Below are 19,243 nucleotides of genomic sequence, written 5' to 3'. Positions count from 1 at the left end.
AACCCTAAAGCTAAATAGGAGAAATAATTATCTTTACCAATTAATAATTCTAATGAAACTAATATCAATAGTAGCCATCTTATCAATCCTTTTTATAATAGAACTGATTTATTTTAAGATCGCTGCTTCTTTTAATATAATTGATAAACCCAATGCAAGAAGTTCACACCAAACTATCACATTAAGAGGTGGTGGGATAATATTTTGCTTGTCGGCAATAATTTACTTCACTTTGTATGGATATCAATATCCATACTTTATGGTAGGTCTTTTGGCAATTACTGCCATTAGCTTTATTGATGATGTTCTCACGTTAAACAATAAGATAAGATTAAGTATCCATCTGATTGCTGTGTTGCTAATGTTTTACCAATGGGGTCTTTTCGACTTAAATTGGTATTGGATTCCAGTTGCATTAGTTTTTGTTGTTGGAACGATCAATGCTTATAATTTTATGGATGGCATTAATGGGATAACAGGTTCTTATAGTTTGTTGGCTATAGGAACATTATATTTTATTAATGAAAAGGTTGTTTCTTTTACATCATCAGACTTTCTAATTATAATCGGTTTATCGTTAATCGTGTTTAATTTTTTCAATTTCCGTAAAAAAGCAAAGTGTTTTGCTGGTGATGTGGGGAGTGTAAGTATTGCCTTCATTATAGTTTTTTTGGTTGGACAATTGATTCTAACAACTGAAAATTTTAACTACATTTTGCTTTTATTGGTTTATGGATTGGACGCTGTGATCACAATAATTTTTAGGGTTTTTCGTAAAGAAAATATATTTAAAGCCCATCGGAGCCATTTTTACCAATATCTGGTTAATGAAAAAAAATGGTCTCATTTGGTTGTTTCTGGACTTTACTTTTTTGTACAATTTGTTGTTAATATTCTAATCATCTTATTTATAAAGGATTCTTATATCTTGGCAATAGGCTTAGTGTTATCTTTTGGGTTATTATTCTTATTTGTTCGATTCTCCGTGGAGGGGAAAAAGAGGTTAATTGGGGCATAATCCTTCGACTCCGCTCAGGATGACAAGTTGCCCTTCGACTTCGCTCAGGGTGACAGTTAAGCCTATATTGTATTTTCTCACTACACTTTAAGGCCAGAAATAGTTTTTGATGTTTTTAGGTCAGGATTTGCCCTTCGACTTCGCTCGGGGTGACAGTTAAGCATTGTATTTCCTCACTCCACTTTGAGGCAAGAAATAGGTTTTGTTGGTCTTCAGTCTGAAAGGTTGCCCTTTTACACCGCACAGGGTGACAGTAACGTTCAGTTTCAGCGTACTTGTTTTAATCATGGCATCTTAATTGAGTGTAGTATGAGGATGTATAGAAATATAAAATTTAGCAGTAAAAATATTATATTTACCTTTACATGAAATAAAGCCTATTGAATCTTGTTTACACAAATTAATATTGTTCCCCGCTGGATTATATTCCTGCTGGACATCATCATCTGTACTTTTTCAATGGTATTTGCCTATAGTTTAAGGCATAACCTTGATTTAACTGCGGTTAACATTCCTGAGCTTGCCAGGAATATATTGATTCTAGGGATAATTAACATAGCAGTTTTTCTGAATATTAAAACCTATGCGGGTATAATCCGATACACTAGTGCACAAGATTCGTTCAGAATATTATTTTCTGTAATTATCAGTAATGGTACTTTTTTTATCCTGAATCTGATTTCCATCACATTTTTTAAAGAATCATTAGTTCCTCATACAATCCTTATCACCAATGGTTTAGCAAGCTTTCTTTTGTTAATTACTTACCGGGTTTTAATCAAATACTTTTTTCTTTACATTAAAAATTTAAAACTGGATAAAAGGAAAGTAATCATTTACGGCGCTGGCGAAGCTGGGCTGGCTACGAAAAGAACTTTTGATCATGATGGAAGTGTTAATAAAACCATTGTCGCTTTTGTGGATGATGACGAGCGGAAAGTGGGTAAAACAATTGATGGAGTTAAAATTTTAGATGCCAAGAAGTTAGAAAATTTAATTGAAGAACATGAATTGGATGAAATTATTTTTGCTTCATATACCATCCCTGATGAGCGAAAAGACCAGATTATTGATTTGTGTTTAGAGAATGATATCAAAATTTTAAATATTCCCCCACCTGATGTCTGGACGAACGGTAAACTTCAACCTGCTCAAATTCAGAAATTAAATATCGAGGATTTACTAAACCGTAAATCAATTGATATTGACATTGAAGGCATTGGGAAAATGCTGGATCGGAAACGCATTTTGATTACTGGAGCTGCAGGTTCCATTGGGAGTGAAATTGTTCGTCAATTATCTAAATTTGATGTTGGCTTAATTATCCTTTGCGACCAGGCCGAATCAGCTTTACACGAATTATACCTTGAATTAGAAGAGAATAATAAAAATAAAAACTTTCATGCTTTTATAGGTGATGTTCGGGATGAACAACGGATGGATGTTTTATTTAGCACCTATAAACCACATTACGTTTACCATGCCGCGGCCTATAAACATGTTCCGTTGATGGAAGATAATCCTGCCGAAGCGATAAAGGCTAATGTTTTAGGAACCAAAACCATAGCAGATAAATCCGTAAAATACGGTGTACAGAAGTTTGTAATGATTTCGACAGATAAAGCTGTAAATCCTACAAATGTGATGGGCGCTTCCAAACGTATTGCAGAAATTTATGTACAATCGTTAAACAATTCTTTAAGTCAGGATAAATTTATTTTCAGCAATGGCTTGAGCTATATTAACGAATTGGAAATTAAACCCATTACTAAATTTATAACTACCCGTTTTGGCAATGTGTTAGGCTCGAATGGTTCTGTAATACCCCGCTTTAAACAGCAAATTGAAAAGGGTGGTCCTTTAACGGTTACCCATCCTGAAATTACCCGGTATTTCATGACAATTCCAGAAGCTTGCCGATTGGTTTTGGAGGCCGGTTGTATGGGTAAAGGTGGCGAAATCTTCATTTTTGATATGGGTAAATCTGTTAAAATTGTTGAACTCGCCAAGAAAATGATTCGTTTAGCTGGATTAGAACCAAACGTTGATGTTAAAATCGAGTATTCAGGTTTACGTCCAGGAGAGAAATTATACGAAGAATTGCTAAATGATAACGAGAATACAATGCCCACTCACCATCAAAAAATTATGATTGGAAAAGTTCGCGAGTATGTTTTCAACGAAATCGGAGAAGAAATCACAGCACTTATTCTTTCCGCTAAATCAAATAACGACAGACAGGTCGTAATCAATATGAAAAAATTGGTTCCTGAATTTAAAAGCAAAAACTCTGTTTTTGAAGAATTGGATCAACAATCATAATCTTTAAATGATCAGAAATATACTTTATTTATTCGCTATCTCGTTATTGCTATCTTGCAAAACAGATTCACCAAGTGAAACCGTAGTTTACAATAATAACTTTGAATCGAATGATTTAAATCACATCAGTGGTGGTGTTATCGAACAATATAATGGTTCAAAGGTTTTAGGACGATACAACAAGGGTTCTTTTAAACTTGCCTTGGATGGCTTGCCAAAACATGCATTGGTTGAGGTTAGTTTTGATTTATTTATCCATGATAGTTGGGATGGAAATAAAACTGGCGATAGCGGGCGAAACGGACCCGATATCTGGAAATTTGTTATAGATGGAAGTGAGTTTATTAATACCACTTTCTCAAACTCTGATTGTGGCACATCAACCTTCTGCGATCCGCAATCTTATCCTGCAAATTATCCGAACAATAATAATAACCCTAAAACTGGTGCATTTAACAAAAATTTGCCTGGTGTGTGCTTAAATGCCAACCAAATTGGTGGAACAGCACAATATAAGATTTCTAAAACCATCAACCATTCGAATTCCTCAATAGTAATTGAGTGTTTGGATGAATTGGTGCAAACCAATACAGCTGATCCCAAATGTGACGAGAGCTGGTCTGTAGATAATTTAAAAGTAAAAGTAATTGCATTGTGAGGTTAATAAATTATATAAGCGTTTTAGGAATTATCATATTATTTGCCAGCGAAAGCCGCGGGCAAAGCTTGCCTGTCGGAACCATTTCCTTAGAAGATTATTATAGAAGGAGCCAATTAGCTGGACAATTGGATTCTACGATTTCATTTACGGTCAGACCGATTAACCCTAGATTAATAAAAGGGGTAAAGGATGGTTTTTACCCAGATTCCAGTGAACAACGCCATAATATTTTAGAAACCGAAGCGTATTTTAAATCGAAGGATGGAAAATTAAAAGGTAGTTTTCTCCCACTTAGTTTTCAAACACAAATAAATTCCCACCATCCTTATGGATGGAACGATGGGGCCATGATTCCTGCTAAAGGCTTACAAGCCATGTTAAGTGGTGGTGTATATGCAGAATATGGTATTTTAAGTGTTCAATTGCGTCCTGAAATTGTATTGGCCGCAAACTCCAGTTTCGAAACTTTTGATAAAGATCATTACGATATCATCAAAGCCAGGTATTACGATTTTTATAACAAGATTGATCTGCCCGCCAGATTTGGAAGTGGAGAATATTCGAAGATCTATTGGGGCCAAAGTAGTATTCGTTTGAACTATAAAGCCATGTCTTTGGGCTTGTCTACAGAAAATTTGTGGTGGGGTCCAGGTATGAGAAACTCTTTGTTAATGAGTAATACGGCACCAGGATTTAAGCATATAACATTAAATACCAGAAAGCCCATAAAAACCGCAATCGGTAGTTTCGAAGGGCAGGTTATTGCGGGACGACTGGAAGGATCAGGATATGGACCTTTGGAGCCTAATATAGAGTACCTAGGGTCAGCGCTTTACGAGCCAAAACCGAACGACTGGCGTTATTTATCTGGCATGGTTTTGACCTGGCAGCCAAAATGGGTTCCAGGATTGTTTTTAGGTTTTACCAGAAGTTCACAAACGTATAGTAAAGACCTTAGTGGTTTAACTGATTATTTGCCAATTTTTTCTACTATAAAACAAGTTAAAGCAGATGAGCCCATCAATAAGAGAGATCAGAGAAGTTCACTATTCTTTAGGTGGCTGTGGACTGAAGAACAAGCTGAGGTTTACTTTGAATTGGGTAGAAATAATTATTCGGGATCTTTAAGAGATCGTGTATTAGAGCCGAATGTTTCAAGGGCATATATTTTTGGCCTGCGCAAATTATTACCAATTAACAAAAGCCTGGATGAAGGTATTATGGTCAATTTAGAGGTTACGCAAATGGCTGAAACCTCAGTTGATAAAATTAAAACGGCATCTGGCTGGTACACGAGTGAAAGTATTCGTCATGGTTATACCAACAGGGGGGAGTCATTAGGTGCAGGCATTGGGCCTGGTTCTAACCTCCAATCATTAGATATTAGCTGGGTGAAAGGATTAAAACGTTTAGGGATTCAGTTTGAGCGTTTTCTTCATAATGATGATTTTTATTATTATGCCTATGTGGATAGCCAGGATCCTAGACGGCATTGGACCGACATTAGTGCGGCGGTTAGTGGGGAGTGGAATTATAAAAACTTTATTTTTAATGCTAAGCTTCAAGGGATTAAATCATTAAATTATCAATGGTATCTATTTCAGGAACCGACTGCTAACACGTACTGGGTAAATGGTCGTGACGCGTTTAATGTTCAGTTTCAAATGGGATTAACTTACAGATTTTAGCATGAGAAAGATATTTATAGTTTTTAGTATTCTATTTGCTAGTTGCGCTGTTCGCCTCTCTGCCCAAACTTTGCCTGTTGGAACTGCTGGCCTGGAAGATTATTACAGAAGGTTACAATTAATTGGAAAGCTGGATTCTTCTATTTCATTTACACAAAGACCCTTAACTTTGCCTAGTGTAAATGATGTATTTAACCCAGATTCTATTGATAATAATCAAAAGTGGACGAATGTTAAACCGATCTATTTTGCTAAAGGATTAGGTGAATTTAGGTTACTGCCAGTTAGCTGGCAACAACAATTCAATAGTCATCATCCATATGGTTGGAATGATGGTGGAATGATTCCTGCAAAAGGTTACCAGACAATGGTAAGTGCAGGTTTTTTTGCGAAATTTGGCCCGCTTAGCATTCAGTTGAGGCCTGAATATGTTTATGCTGCTAATAGTCATTTTAGGGGTTTTGGAGATGGGCGATCAGATGCTGACTTAATAGCATATTACTATGATTATAATTTGATTGATGCACCTGAGCGATTCGGAACATCAGCATACAGTAAACTATCATGGGGGCAAAGTAGTATAAGACTAACTTTTGGACCGGTATCTTTTGGACTGTCTAACGAAAATTTATGGTGGGGACCAGGAATGCAAAACTCCATTATGATGAGTAATAATGCGACTGGTTTCAAACATTTAACATTAAATACAGTAAGGCCTATCCGTACCTATATTGGCTCATTTGAAGCGCAGGTTATAGGCGGTAAACTGGAAGGTTCAAAGTTAAGTCCATTGGCTCGAACGACCACCTCTGCAGGTGTTGATTTGTTTACAGATAAAGGCGATGATTGGCGTTATTTATCAGCGCTAAATATTAGTTATCAGCCAAAATGGGTTCCTGGTCTTTTTCTGGGGTTTACCCGGTCATTCCTCACCTATCATAATGAGTTAAATTCTTTTTCAGATTATTTTCCGCTATTTTTACCATATCAAAAGGTTAAAATTAATACAGGTTTAGGTGAGACAACAAACCGCGATCAGCGTACTTCTTTTTATACCCGTTGGTTATTTCAGAAAGCTAAAGCAGAAGTTTACTTTGAATACGGCTTAAATGATAATTCTTACAATTTGCGTGATTTCTTAGGTTCACCTGAACATTCCAGGGCATACTTGCTTGGTCTAACAAAAATAGTGAGCTTAACAAGAAAGGATGAATTTATTAGAGTAAATGCAGAAGTTACGCAGTTATCTCAAACAGTTGATTATTTAACCAGGGAAGCAGGAAGTTATTATTACCATAATCCAATTTTGGAGGGTTACACAAATATGGGTGAAGTATTAGGGGCAGGGATCGGTTCTGGTGGAAATTTGCAATCTCTTGATGTAAGTTGGGTTAAAGGTTTAAAGCAAATTGGTTTTACTTTTGACAGATATGAGCATAATATGGATTTTGCCAAAAATGCAGGTTTTATAACTCTAAATGGCCAGAGTAGAAGATGGGTTGATTTGGCCTTTGGCGCAAAGGGAACCTGGAATTACAAAAACCTCTTATTTAACGTTAAATTACAGGGCATTCAGTCTTTAAATTATCAATGGGTGTTAAAAGATTTTGAGCCAGGCAAATTTTACATTCCACATAATGATGTATTCAACTTTCATGGTGAACTGGGTGTAAGTTATCGTTTTTAATGAATCGGAATTATTTTTATAATTTACTTTTATCCGTTGTAAACATTCTTTTTCCCATAATAACATTCCCCTATGCTTCACATATTATAGGGCCTGATGGGATTGGAAAGGTGCAACATGCTATTTTTTTTGCGGAGAGCTTTGCCCTTATTGCAGCATTGGGCATTCCCTTATACGGGATTTCTGCAATTGCAAAATCAAACAGCAATGCTAAACGCTCAAAAACATTCTCCGAATTAATTCTGATTCATGGAATTACAGGACTGATTTTTTCAGTGGTTTATTTCCTAATAATTACTACAGTTCCGTTTTTTAAGCCACATTTACCTTTATATACAACTGCAGGTTTAATTGTGCTTTTGGGCTTTACATCCGTCGATTGGTTTTATTCGGGGTTGGCGAAATTCAAACTAATTGCGCTTCGTTCTGTATTCATAAAACTTATTTCTGTTGTACTACTATTCGTATTTGTAAAATCGTCGTCAGACTTTTTAAACTATTTATGCATACTGATCTTCTCTTTGGTCGGGAATAATATTATCAGTTTAATTTTAATCAGAAAACATACTAGATTAAGATTAAAAGGTATTAAAATTAAAAAGCATTTAAGGCCAGTATTATTTGTATTGGGCTCAAATATCGCTATTAATATGTATGCGATTTGGGATACCCTTTTGCTTGGTTTTTTAACGAATGATAAAACTGTAGGCTTATATTTTGCAGCGGTTAAACTGGTTAAGTTCTCCATCCCTTTCATTATTTCCTTAGGGGTGAGTATCATTCCATCCTTAACACTGAATATGCATAATAAAAATAAGGCGGAAGTTGATCGGCTTTTAGCTGAATCTTTTCAGTTTATTATCTTTTTAGCAATACCAATTGCGATCGGTACTTTTTCCCTAGCAAGAGAATTTATTCTTGTGCTTTCTGGTAACGAGTTTTTGGCTGCTATACCAACCATGCAAGTGGTTGCCATATTACCGCTATTTATAGGATTAGGCCATTTTTTTTCCCTTCAGATCTTAGTGCCATCAGGCCTTAATAAACAAATGTTTTACGCCACGTTTGCAGGTGTTGTGAGTAGTTTGGTCTTAAACTTTAGTCTGATCCCTTTTTTCGGTTCAGTAGGTTCTGCAACAGCGAATATCGTCTCGGAATTTGTTGTAACTGGCTTATTTTATTACTATGTAAATAAACATTTTGAAATCCACATTAATTGGTACCTTTTATTAAAAGCTGCGATATCTTGTATCCTTTTTATTCCCATTGTATATTTAACTCGATATTTCTTTCAAAGCCCTGTATTGGTTCTGTTCCTATCTGGCATATCATGTGCACTTATTTATTTATTATTTCAGCGATTTTTCTTTAAAAATCAGTTTTTGATTAAAATATCTGATCAGTTATTTTTAAAATTTCAGAACTTTGCTGCAAAGTAACATGGAAGAAAAGATATCTGTAGTAATGGCCACTTACAATGGGGCAAAATATCTGGAGAAACAATTGGATTCTATATTGAAGCAAAGTTATGCTGCAAGTGAATTAATTGTATCAGATGACCATTCAACCGACGGTACTCAAGATATTTTAAATAAACATAAGGACTTAGACGTATATCAAAATAAAAATGCCCGTGGGGTGATCAGTAATTTTAAATATGCTGCTTCAAAGGCAAATTCAGCTAACTACCTGGCTTTTTCGGATCAGGATGATATTTGGCTTAGCGAGAAACTTCTATTGTGTTTAAAGGCTTTAAAATCGATTGAAACCGAAAAGCTTCCTTGTTTAGTCTATTCCGACCCTATCGTGATTAACTCGAAAGATGAGGTGATTTCGGAATCTTTGTGGAGCATATTAGGTTTTAATCAATACGAGCATAAGCTGCCTACAATTCTTTTTGGAAACCCAGCAGGTGGTTGTACCATGTTGGTTAACCCAGAATTAGCTAAGTATATTTCTGCCATACCAAACGATTGCTTAATGCATGATGCATGGCTTACTTTAGTTGCCTACACTTTTGGAAAGGCATTAGTATTAGCAGAACCTGTTTTAAAGTACAGACAGCATGAAACAAATGTTACTTTTTCTGAGGATTATAAAAAGCACAGCAGGGTAACTCGGGTTTTAAACGAAATTAAATTATCTCTCAAGGGGAAGAGCGATCTGTTTTCTGAGCAATTTATTTTTGTCAGAAAATTTTATAATCATTTCGTTGCTGATCTGACTCCAGATAAAAAGGTAATCTTCGAATCTTTTTTAAAATTGGAAAACAAATCTTACCTACATAAAAAACTTGCCTTTAGAAGGGCTATGAAGGCTTAGTATTAAGTTCTGGCTTTTTCAACATTAAAAGCAAAAGACATAAAGCAAAACCTGCTAAAATCCCCCCGGTTAGTGCGCCTGAAGCATACTTCATTCTATTTTTCTTCAAAGGCAAATCTGGAGTATCTATGATCTGAAAAGTAGGTGTTTCCTGCATTAACATGGTTCTGCTTACTTCAAGATTTTTAATGATTTCCGAATAAATGGTTTGTAACACTCTTTTATCTCGTTCCTGCACTTCTGGGGCAACATTTGCTGTTGCGTACGCTGGGTTTAAATCTAAAAGCACTGCATTTGCACTGGCTGTACTGTATGTTTTTTTATTTAATAATTTGCCAATGCTATCTGCACGAGCTTGTAAGCGATCGACATTTGTACGAAGGCGTTTTGTCTTTGTTTTGATATAGAAATCGCTTGCCTGATCAATTAATCGTGTACAGAAAACGCTTGCCAGCTCCTCATTTTTCATAGTTGCTTCTAGGGCGAAAAAGCCTAACTTTTTATCAGGTTTGCTAACAGATATGTTTTTTTCGGCAATCTGGATAATCATGACCTGCAAAAGACTGTCTTGTAAACGTGTATAATTCTTAGGATCTTCTGGAAACTGAAAAGCACCTTTAGCACCAGGAAGTTTAGCCCATTTTTCGTTTAATTTATTTGTTTGTGCATATAGGTCTGCTAAGGTTTTTTTACCACCATCGTAAGGGCTCAGCAAGGTTTGCTTAATCATTTTATGGCTGATTAAAAGTTGTAAAACATTATCTCCTGCCAGTATCCCTCCTGTACCACCTGCCAATCCGCCAATGTCGAAACCAAATTGTCCTGCTAACCCAGAAAGTAAAGAGCCACCGCCACCTTTACTATCTTCTACAATAAAGCTTAATTTTGCAGTATAAGTTACTGGCCATACCCAAGCCGTAAGAATACCTAAAAGGCCACCCAAAATGCCTGCAATAATTATCTTAAACCGAAATTTCCATAAATAGCTTACATACTCTTTTCTCGATTGAATCATATCTTTAAAAGAATATTCTTCTTCAACAACATCATTGTATTTTGATTTCTCTTCCGAAGAACTCATAATTATTTAAATAAAATGGCAATTAAACTGATAATTCCTGTTAAAGCTGAAGCAACCGTTGTAATCTCGGCAAATCCTAATTTATTTTTCCCCGATTTTTCTGGAACAACGATTTGACTTCCAGGGGTTACTCTTGGGTAATTTTTAATAAATAAGAATGTTTTTACAGGTTGATTTGTTCCGTTTGCATATCTAATGTAGGCGCCCTTTAACCTTGCATTTTCGGTAACGCCACCTGCTGCATCTACGTAATATTTAAAATTAGAGTTGGAATAGCTCAATAACTGCGGATTATTTACGGAGCCAATAACCTCAACAAAAGGTAAGTTTTTTGGAATAAAAAGACTATCTCCAGGCATTAAAACAGTTAAATCATTTTGGTGTCTTTTGCGTTTTCCAGTTAAGTCGATATCAACTCTTAAGCCATTTCGGAAAAGTTGTGCGTTTTCGATAGAACCCATTGCCGTAATTCCACCAGCCCTTTTAATAAATTCCATTCCAGTTTCATCTCTTCTTTGTTGAGCATAATCTCCAGGGAAAAGCACTTCACCTCTAACTTTAATGTTTCCTAACGACCTGTAATTAACCAAACGCGGTACATAAATATAATCAAGCGGTTCTAATAGGAAATTACCTGTTTGAGCGCTAAGCGCAGAATCAATATTAAGTGTTATAATGGTTACCAATCTGTTTGAAAGTGTATCACTAGTATCTTTTATTAATCTCGAAATTTCAAGACGATGGCTCGCCGCATCATTAGTAAAACCTTTGGCCATGCTCACTGCATCCGCTACGCTCATTCCTTTTCTATATTGGAAAGAACCAGGAACTCGTACATAACCTCCGATACTAATCGAAGTTTGATCTCTTAAATCTTTAGTAGATAAAATAAAAACAGAGTCTTCCCGAACTAAATTGATGTCCTGATCTTTGCCAGACATAATGTTACTAAGGTTAAAAGAAACCATTTCCTTTTCTAAATCTGGTTTTATTCTCTTAATGTAGCCGTTACTCATTACTGCATCGTCTCTTAATCCGTCAGCCTTTGTAATTAACGACTTTAATGTAATTCCCTGACTTAATTCAAAAGTACCAGGTCTGTACACGGCACCATCAATAACCACGCGGTTGGCAAATCTTTCTAAAATTTCACCGAAATGCACTGAGTCGGCATTTTTTAGCACAAAACGATCAAATAAATCGGCAGGAATGTCTTTCACGCTGCGCTCTTTATCGCCAACCTGACTAACCTTTGCAATTCCTTTATAAGCTAAATCGCTAAAGCCGCCAGTATAATTAATTAAATCGGTAAGTGTTTCAGCTTCTTTTAACTCATAATAAGCTGGTCTTTTTACTGCGCCATCTATTACAACCCGTTTAGTGTAAACAGGGATTCTAATTACATCCTGATCTTGCAAGCTAATGTTATCTGATGAAATACCTTTTTGAAGGAAGTTATATAAATCGACAATTTTGATTACCCGATTTCCTCTTATTACCTCAATTTTTCTTAAGGAACCGCGTTCTGTAGGGCCTCCACTTTGATATAATGCATTAAATAATGTAGATAATGAAGAAACAGTATAACTACCTGGTTGAACTACTTCTCCTATAATGGTTACCCGAATGCTTCTAACTGTGCCTAAACTAAGGTTTAATTTCGTTTGGCCAGAGCCTAATGCAGGGTAGGCCTTAATCATTTTTGATCGGATTTGAGCAGTTGCCTGCTCAATGCTCATTCCATTTACATAAATTAAACCAGCGTAAGGAATCTTAACATTCCCATCAGGCGTTACTTTAGCATTTGTAGTACTTTCATTTAGGCCAGTTAAGGTAATGGTAAGTTCATCATCAGCACCCAAAATATAACCTTTGGGAGTCGCAATTCTTATATTAGGTTCGAATTTTAAATTTGGATTGCTAAAGAATTCATAGCCATAAATCGGGCTGCGTTTTTTTATCGGATTAGCTTCGCTGAATCGGGTAGTATCTCGGTTTTTAGTGCTTTCAACTTTTTTAGGTTGGGTGGCATCATTTGTAGTTTTTGCTGTTTTTCCACCAGCTTGAACCTGGGCCAATCTTTCTTTATACTTATCTACTTCTGCAGGATCCATTCCTTTTGCGGTAAGTAATTTTATCGCATCTGCTTCAGACATGCCAGATGATTCAAACCTTCTTGATATTTCCAGGATCTGGGCATCAGACAGTTGATCAACTTTAACCTTACTTAAATTATCTGTGGAAATTTGTGCTGATACTTTAGCCAAAGGAAATAAGAGGCAAATAAAAAGAGCACAAAGAATAAATTTAAAACGCATGAATGTATAATTAATATTTTTAATCGTTACAAATATAAGCTAAATAACTAAATGCTAGATTTATTCGTAAGTACTGATTTTAAAAGGCTTGCACAACCTTGAATTTGATGCGATTAGGCATCTAAAGTTTGCTGAAAAATTTCAAGGATTGATTTCTGATATGCCTCTAAAGAATATAGATTATTAATCCTTTTGCGTCCCTCGATACCCATTTCAGTAATTTTCGCTGGCTGAGCGATTAAATCAGAAATTTTATCGGCTGCAATTTGTGCATTATCGAATGGAATTAAAAGCCCTGTTTCGTTTTCCATTACCATTTCAACGGCACCACCATGATTGGTGGCAACAACAGCCGTTGCACTAGCCATGGCTTCTAAAATAACCGTCGGAAAAGGATCGGGAAGTATTGATGGGAGCACGAAAATATCAACAGAATTTAATATGTTGGCTATATCTGTTCTATATCCAATATATTGGATGGCATCTGCAAGGTTTTCGTTTTGTATTCGGTTGGTTAGCTTATCAACCAAATGCTCATTACCTGTGTAGGCATCGCCAGCCATTACAAATTTTGTTTTAGGATGAGCCTTCAGAATGTTTTTTGCAATATCGATGAAGTAATCCTGTCCCTTCCAATGGTTAACCCGCCCAATCATTGCAATCAGGATTCCTTTTTCGCTAAGGTTTAATTCTTGTCTTAATACGCCTTTAGTGTTTTCAAATGCAGTAGTATCAATACCATTATAAATTCTGGTAATGGGTTTCTTTAAAACATGCTTTTCCCAATGGTTTTTTACTGCATCAGACACCACGATAGTGTTATCGCTATATTTTCCTAATAAATAGCCAATAGTTTTAGTGAATGCTTTTGGCTTGGTTATGATTTCATGAACGTGCCAAATATGCTTTATTTTTCTTTTTTTAGCTAAAAATGCACCAATAAAAACACCCGTTGTGTTGGAGTAAATTAAATCGATGTTATTATCATCAATTAATTTATTAAGGGTTTTCCAGGCGTTTTTAGTTACCGTTAATCGGTTTAAAATCCCTGGTACAGAAAGGTATTTTCGTCTTAAAATTCCTAAGCGGATGATTCTGATATCCACATCTAATTTGGCAAGTTCATCTACCAGTGGTCCGCTTTCTGATAAAACAACGATTGGTTTATGTTTACCTTCAGCAAGAATCTTAACCACAATGGAGAGGATTTTACTGCCGCCGTAAAGATCTGACGTATTATTTAAGACAAGAATATTCATTAACTAATTCTACTTTTAATCACTTTGGCTGGTACGCCTGCAACAACTGAATATGGTGGAACATCTTTATTAACAACACTGCCAGCAGCAATTACAGATCCTTTTCCGATGGTGACACCAGCGAGGATCACCGTATTTGCAGCAATCCAGCAATCATCCTCAATTCTTACAAATTCTCTTTTAACCCCTTGTTTCATAATGGGTTGATCAAGCCCTGCGTAAAGATGATTTTCGGCATAAATGCTAACCCTTGGAGACATAATCACGTTATTGCCAATTTCTATCAAACCCGAACAACCAATGTACGAATATGGACCAATGCTTGAATTGTTCCCGATTTTAAGGCCAACGCCTATATCAGATCCATAAGCGTTTACGGGGCGGATAATTGCAAACTTGCCGATGGTTACTCTGTCGCCCGCAACAATTCCGTTATAGGCCATGCAATTTATCTCTGCATAATCCTCTACAATAAAGTCTTTGCCTACATTAAGGTATTTCGCATAGCGGATGGAAGCACCTTTACCTACTAAAACCAATCCTTTAGAATGTTTGAAATACAGGCGATGATAACATCCTCTGATAAAAAAGAAAGATAACCGAAAAAGTGTAGTTAATATATCTAGTCCTTTCCAATCATCTGGAAACCGATCCTTTATAAAACTAAAATTCCTCAAAAACTTGCTCATTATGTGGCAAAACTATGGATTTTTTTCGATTATAACCTTTTGAAAAGATTAATGGTCTGCTTTGCAGTTATTTCCCAGCTAAACTGATTAATTCTTTCTTTGCCTTTTGCAATAAGGCTATTTTTTAAATCTGCATCTTCTATGATCAATCTCATTTTCTGATAAATATCTTCAGGATTAAAAGGATCAAATGATAAGGCGGCGTTTCCTGCTATTTCTGGTAAACAACTATTGTTTGCGATTGCGACAGGCAAGCCCTGTTCAAAAGCTTCTAAAACAGGGATTCCAAAGCCTTCATTTATAGAAGGGAAAACATACATCGATGCATTTTTATAGTAATGAATAAGTTTATTATCGGGTACGTAACCTGGTAATATAACATTTTCATTAAGCTTGTTTTGGTTTATGAAATCCAGAATGGCAGTTTGGTCGTTCATATCTTTTTTGGGACTGAACTGACCTACCAAAACAAGTTTAACCTCGGGATGAACATCAATTAAAAGCAAAAAAGCCTTTAACAGGGTTATGATGTTTTTTCGTTTTTCCATTACCCCAACATGGAGAATGTATTTTTGTTCGGTGAGTGTTTCTGTAAGCTTAGCATCATCAGCCATTGAAGCATCAAGAGATTTCGGACCCTCGTGTATAACCTGAATCTTTTCTGCAGGCAAATTAGAAAATTCTGTTATTCTTAATTTCGCATACTGTGTCGGAGTGATAATTGCATCTGCTTTTTTTGCTGCATTAACCCCTAATTTATGAAAAAGAAATAACCAAAGTTTATTGTAATGCTCAGGATATTCAAAGAAAAAAGCATCGTGCAGTACGGGCACGGTTTTAGTGCCCATTTTAAAATATGGAACAAAGAAATCGGCACAAAAAATTACATCACAACTTTTTAAACGAGCAATTATTGGAAGAACAAGTTGTTTCCAAAAAGTGAAACGTATATGCTCAATAAGCTTTAGAAATTTATTTTTACCAGTATAAACAGCTATAAAAGTATCTAAATACACAAATTTAACTTCCGAGTCATTTTGCTTTTTAAAAGCTTTAATCAGTTCTTCCGTATAGGTTTTTACGCCAGTTTTTGCGATACGTAAATCTCTAATATCTATCCCAACTTTTAACATTACTTTTTATAGGTAAATGCCAAAGATACGAACAGAATTTAAGTAGCCAAAGTTTATTAAGATGGGTTTAAAAACCTATATTTGCGGCAATGTCCAAAAAGATAAAACTCGCAATTGTAGGAATAAGAGGGCTTCCAAATAACTATGGTGGTTTCGAAACTCTTGCAGATTATCTTGTTCAATACCTAGCTGATGAAATTGATATTACCGTCTATTGTTCATCAAAAGATATGGATAGTCGGTTAAGCGAATATAAGGGTGCGAAACTAAAATATATTCCAGTTACGTCTCACGGCTCATTAGGCATCTTGTATGATAGTCTTTCTCTGATCCAAGCCCTGATTAAATACGATAAGATTCTTTTTTTAGGTTTTGGTGGTGGTTTTGTAATGCCGTTTTTAAAGATGTTCAGACATAAAATGATCCTGAATATTGGCGGTTTAGACTGGAAAAGAAATAAATGGTCGCCGTTTGCGCAAAAAGTGATCAAAAAGGCAGAACAGCTATTAATTGCAAACAGTAGTTGTATTGTTTCGGATAACGTTGGGATTCAAAATTATATTAAAGAAACCTACAATCGCGAAAGCACATTAATTGCTTATGGCGGTGATCAGGCAAAACAACAGCCGATCGATGCGAATTGGATTTTAAAATATCCATTTTTGAAGGGAGAATATGCCTTTACCGTATGCAGGATTCAACCCGATAATAATATTGATTTAATGCTGGAAGCTTTTGTAGAAGGTGAAATTCCTTTTGTTTTACTTGGAAACTGGAACAATTCTGAATACGGAATACAAACAAAGGCGAAATACGCTGGCATCAAAAATCTGATTTTGCTTGATGCAATTTATGAAAGAGAAGAATTAGATGTTTTAAGGAGTAACTGTAGTCTTTATATTCACGGGCATTCTGCAGGAGGCACAAATCCATCGTTGGCGGAAGCTATGCATCTGGCTTTGCCAGTTTTTGCTTTTGCTTCTGGTTATAATGAAAATACCACTGCAAATTTGGCTTTATACTTTAAAGATGCAGGTGATTTAAGCCTGCTATTAAAAGACTATAAGCAAATTGATTTAAAAAAAATGGGACAAGCTTTACAAGCTTTTGCCCAAAAGCATTATTTATGGCACGATATTGCTGATCAGTATAAGAAGTTAATTTTGAATTGAAATAATAAATATGGTAAATATAGCATTGATTGGTGCGGGTAAAATGGGCTTGTCTCATTTGTCTATTCTAGGTGCCCACCCCGATGTAAAAATTACAGGAGTTTGCGATACTTCGAAACTTGTTACAGATGTTTTAACAAGGTATTCAGGTTTCGATTGTTTTTCTGATTATAAGAAAATGATTAGTAAAACTAAACCTGATGCAGTATTTGTTGCTGTACCAACAAAGTTCCATGCGCCAATTATAAAAGATTTATTAGAGCAGGGCATTCATGTTTTTGCAGAAAAACCATTTGTTTTAAATGCCAAAGAAGGTTTGCCGCTTTTGGAATTGGTAAAACAAAAAGGGCTAGTCAATCAGGTTGGTTACCATAACAAATTTGTAGGGACTTTTCAGGAGGTTAAAAAACTAATTCTGGATAAGGCAATTGGAGAGGTTTATCATTTCCAGGCAGAAGCTTATGGCCCAGTTGTAATTAAAAAGAAACAAGAAAGCTGGCGCTCAGTTGCATCAGAAGGCGGTGGTTGTTTAATGGATTATACTTCTCATGTTGTAGATCTTTTGAATCACTTGATTTCACCAGTAGAAGAAGTTTTCTCGAGCTTGGTTAAGCCTGTATTCTCAAATCAGGTAGATGATGCGGTTTATGCTTTATTAAAGTTGGAGAATAAGGTAACTGGTGTTCTTTCTGTTAACTGGAGTGATGATACTTACAGAAAAATGTCTACATCGATTACGATTTTGGGTACTGAAGGAAAAATTATCTGCGATTCCAGCGAACTTAAAGTTTACTTTAAAGCAGACACAAACAGGGCGGGATATACTAAAGGCTGGACCATTAAAAATGTAACCGACTTAACAGAAGAAGTTGATTTTTATTTAAGGGGTGAAGAATATTCTGCACAGATTGACCATTTTGTTAAGTGTGTAGAAGGTAAGGCAGAAAATAATATTAACACATTTGCAATGGCATTTAAAACAGACCAGGCAATTGAAATGATAAGAGAAAAATCAGCGGTATAAGATGGATAGAATATTATTTGGCGATAACCAGTTTTTTGCGGTTAACCATATTTCAGATGAGAAATCAAGAGCGCAATCTATTAAATTTAAAGATAATTCGGCGATTATTAAAACCCTTGATATCGCGATTGAATCGGGCATAAATACCTTTATGTGTACCACACATGATCGGATTTCTGATATTTGCGATACCATTAGGAAACATCCTGATCAATACAAAGATTTTAAAATCTTTCCATGTATGCCTTATGCGCACAAGTATGCTAATGCGGTAACCGAACTTGGTATTTTAGGTACATTAAAAGAATATGTTCCAGGTAATTTCATTGGTTCTATGTTTAAGGGCGGTATGGCTTTTTTATCTAAAGATTATCTTTCGATGATGGAGTTACTGGTTGATGCAGAAATGAAAATGTTTAAAGGCATTAACACACCAGTTATTTTTCTTCAAAATGTTGTAGTCGATTTATTGTTAGGTTTAGGCATGAAAGAGATTTTAATCGCGTTTCATGCCCATGTTAAAGCTAAGTACAATGCCGAAGCTGGTTATATTACCATGAATATGCCTAAACTTTTAGATGTATTGAATGAGGGTGGAATTGAAAATCCAATTATTTGTGCATCTATAAATAAGCAAGGTTTCAGAATGTCTGGAGGCAAAGAGCTTTACGAAAAAACATTAAGAGAACGTAAATTCAGAGCCATTGCCATGCAGGTATTTGGTGGTGGAGCAATTCCTGCAAAGGATGCCCTTGAATATGTTTGCGGGTTACCAAATATCGAATCTATTTTATTTGGCGCTTCTTCTAAAGCAAATATTGATGATACGGTATCAATAATCAAAGCATTTGATAAAAGTAAAGTATAGA

15 protein-coding genes are annotated in these 19,243 nt (G+C 35.6%); 10 read left to right on the top strand and 5 right to left on the bottom strand.

From position 1 onward, the window contains the following. The first annotated feature begins 52 nt into the window (after positions 1-52). The 7 genes from ACZZZI_RS08540 (at position 53) to ACZZZI_RS08510 (ending at position 9,698) form a co-directional block, all read left to right on the top strand. Positions 53-1,018 (top strand): MraY family glycosyltransferase, encoded by a 966-nt coding sequence (locus tag ACZZZI_RS08540; protein ID WP_463489178.1) that lies wholly within the window; start codon positions 53-55, stop codon positions 1,016-1,018. Between the two features lie 387 nt (positions 1,019-1,405). Beyond that, positions 1,406-3,340 carry a polysaccharide biosynthesis protein gene (locus ACZZZI_RS08535; protein ID WP_316763038.1) on the top strand — a complete coding sequence of 645 codons (1,935 nt, stop codon included), beginning with the start codon at positions 1,406-1,408 and terminating at the stop codon, positions 3,338-3,340. 7 nt (positions 3,341-3,347) lie between these two features. Then, positions 3,348-3,998: a hypothetical protein gene (locus ACZZZI_RS08530; protein ID WP_316763035.1), complete on the top strand. Its 651-nt coding sequence runs from the start codon at positions 3,348-3,350 to the stop codon at positions 3,996-3,998. Continuing rightward, positions 3,995-5,689 (top strand): capsule assembly Wzi family protein, encoded by a 1,695-nt coding sequence (locus ACZZZI_RS08525; protein WP_463489177.1) that lies wholly within the window; start codon positions 3,995-3,997, stop codon positions 5,687-5,689. The genes ACZZZI_RS08530 and ACZZZI_RS08525 overlap by 4 nt, the downstream gene beginning before the upstream one ends. A 1-nt stretch (position 5,690) precedes the next feature. Beyond that, positions 5,691-7,376, top strand: a complete 1,686-nt coding sequence (locus tag ACZZZI_RS08520) for a capsule assembly Wzi family protein (RefSeq protein WP_463489176.1) — start codon at positions 5,691-5,693, stop codon at positions 7,374-7,376. Then, entirely contained in the window at positions 7,376-8,815 is a 1,440-nt protein-coding gene (locus tag ACZZZI_RS08515) for a flippase (RefSeq protein WP_316763026.1), read from the top strand. Before ACZZZI_RS08520 ends, ACZZZI_RS08515 begins: the two co-directional genes overlap by 1 nt. A gap of 1 nt (position 8,816) precedes the next feature. Further along, complete coding sequence (locus ACZZZI_RS08510; protein ID WP_344769679.1) at positions 8,817-9,698, top strand: glycosyltransferase; 882 nt, start codon at positions 8,817-8,819, stop codon at positions 9,696-9,698. Here the strand turns inward: ACZZZI_RS08510 and ACZZZI_RS08505 are convergent. The 5 genes from ACZZZI_RS08505 to ACZZZI_RS08485 all read right to left on the bottom strand — a co-directional run bounded on the left by ACZZZI_RS08505 (position 9,685) and on the right by ACZZZI_RS08485 (position 16,178). Further along, positions 9,685-10,779: a hypothetical protein gene (locus ACZZZI_RS08505; RefSeq protein ID WP_463489175.1), complete on the bottom strand. Its 1,095-nt coding sequence runs from the start codon at positions 10,777-10,779 to the stop codon at positions 9,685-9,687. The two genes, ACZZZI_RS08510 and ACZZZI_RS08505, sit on opposite strands and share 14 nt — an antisense overlap. A 2-nt stretch (positions 10,780-10,781) precedes the next feature. Next, complete coding sequence (locus ACZZZI_RS08500; protein WP_463489174.1) at positions 10,782-13,097, bottom strand: SLBB domain-containing protein; 2,316 nt, start codon at positions 13,095-13,097, stop codon at positions 10,782-10,784. 113 nt (positions 13,098-13,210) lie between these two features. After that, the gene (locus ACZZZI_RS08495; RefSeq protein WP_463489173.1) at positions 13,211-14,356 is read right to left on the bottom strand and encodes a glycosyltransferase family 4 protein; all 1,146 of its coding nucleotides are present in this window, start codon (positions 14,354-14,356) and stop codon (positions 13,211-13,213) included. Then, positions 14,356-15,045, bottom strand: a complete 690-nt coding sequence (locus tag ACZZZI_RS08490; RefSeq protein ID WP_316763012.1) for an acyltransferase — start codon at positions 15,043-15,045, stop codon at positions 14,356-14,358. The genes ACZZZI_RS08495 and ACZZZI_RS08490 overlap by 1 nt, the downstream gene beginning before the upstream one ends. A gap of 29 nt (positions 15,046-15,074) precedes the next feature. Next, a complete protein-coding gene (locus tag ACZZZI_RS08485; protein ID WP_463489172.1) occupies positions 15,075-16,178 on the bottom strand; it encodes a glycosyltransferase family 4 protein in 1,104 nt (367 codons plus the stop codon). A gap of 89 nt (positions 16,179-16,267) precedes the next feature. Here ACZZZI_RS08485 and ACZZZI_RS08480 point away from each other — a divergent pair, with 89 nt between their 5' ends. Genes ACZZZI_RS08480 through ACZZZI_RS08470 form a run of 3 tightly spaced genes read left to right on the top strand, consistent with a single transcriptional unit; the run spans position 16,268 to position 19,242 of the window. Beyond that, a complete protein-coding gene (locus ACZZZI_RS08480) occupies positions 16,268-17,350 on the top strand; it encodes a DUF1972 domain-containing protein (protein ID WP_463489171.1) in 1,083 nt (360 codons plus the stop codon). Positions 17,351-17,360: 10 nt separating this feature from the next. After that, on the top strand, positions 17,361-18,374 hold the full coding sequence (locus ACZZZI_RS08475; protein ID WP_463489170.1) for a Gfo/Idh/MocA family protein: 1,014 nt from the start codon (positions 17,361-17,363) through the stop codon (positions 18,372-18,374). 1 nt (position 18,375) lies between these two features. Further along, entirely contained in the window at positions 18,376-19,242 is an 867-nt protein-coding gene (locus ACZZZI_RS08470) for an aldo-keto reductase family protein (protein WP_344769694.1), read from the top strand. The last annotated feature ends 1 nt before the right edge of the window (position 19,243 follow it).

It is taken from the genome of Pedobacter sp. AC190 (assembly GCF_979258025.1).
The sequence above is the reverse complement of the archived record's forward strand: the minus strand, read 5'-3'. Positions and strand labels throughout refer to the sequence as shown.

Coding starts and splice junctions, on each gene's coding strand:
- ACZZZI_RS08540 (WP_463489178.1), top strand. CDS start 53: ATGAAACTAATATCAATAGTAGCCATCTTATCAATCCTTTTTATAATA.
- ACZZZI_RS08530 (WP_316763035.1), top strand. CDS start 3,348: ATGATCAGAAATATACTTTATTTATTCGCTATCTCGTTATTGCTATCT.
- ACZZZI_RS08520 (WP_463489176.1), top strand. CDS start 5,691: ATGAGAAAGATATTTATAGTTTTTAGTATTCTATTTGCTAGTTGCGCT.
- ACZZZI_RS08515 (WP_316763026.1), top strand. CDS start 7,376: ATGAATCGGAATTATTTTTATAATTTACTTTTATCCGTTGTAAACATT.
- ACZZZI_RS08510 (WP_344769679.1), top strand. CDS start 8,817: ATGGAAGAAAAGATATCTGTAGTAATGGCCACTTACAATGGGGCAAAA.
- ACZZZI_RS08505 (WP_463489175.1), bottom strand. CDS start 10,779: ATGAGTTCTTCGGAAGAGAAATCAAAATACAATGATGTTGTTGAAGAA.
- ACZZZI_RS08500 (WP_463489174.1), bottom strand. CDS start 13,097: ATGCGTTTTAAATTTATTCTTTGTGCTCTTTTTATTTGCCTCTTATTT.
- ACZZZI_RS08495 (WP_463489173.1), bottom strand. CDS start 14,356: ATGAATATTCTTGTCTTAAATAATACGTCAGATCTTTACGGCGGCAGT.
- ACZZZI_RS08490 (WP_316763012.1), bottom strand. CDS start 15,045: ATGAGCAAGTTTTTGAGGAATTTTAGTTTTATAAAGGATCGGTTTCCA.
- ACZZZI_RS08485 (WP_463489172.1), bottom strand. CDS start 16,178: ATGTTAAAAGTTGGGATAGATATTAGAGATTTACGTATCGCAAAAACT.
- ACZZZI_RS08480 (WP_463489171.1), top strand. CDS start 16,268: ATGTCCAAAAAGATAAAACTCGCAATTGTAGGAATAAGAGGGCTTCCA.
- ACZZZI_RS08475 (WP_463489170.1), top strand. CDS start 17,361: ATGGTAAATATAGCATTGATTGGTGCGGGTAAAATGGGCTTGTCTCAT.
- ACZZZI_RS08470 (WP_344769694.1), top strand. CDS start 18,376: ATGGATAGAATATTATTTGGCGATAACCAGTTTTTTGCGGTTAACCAT.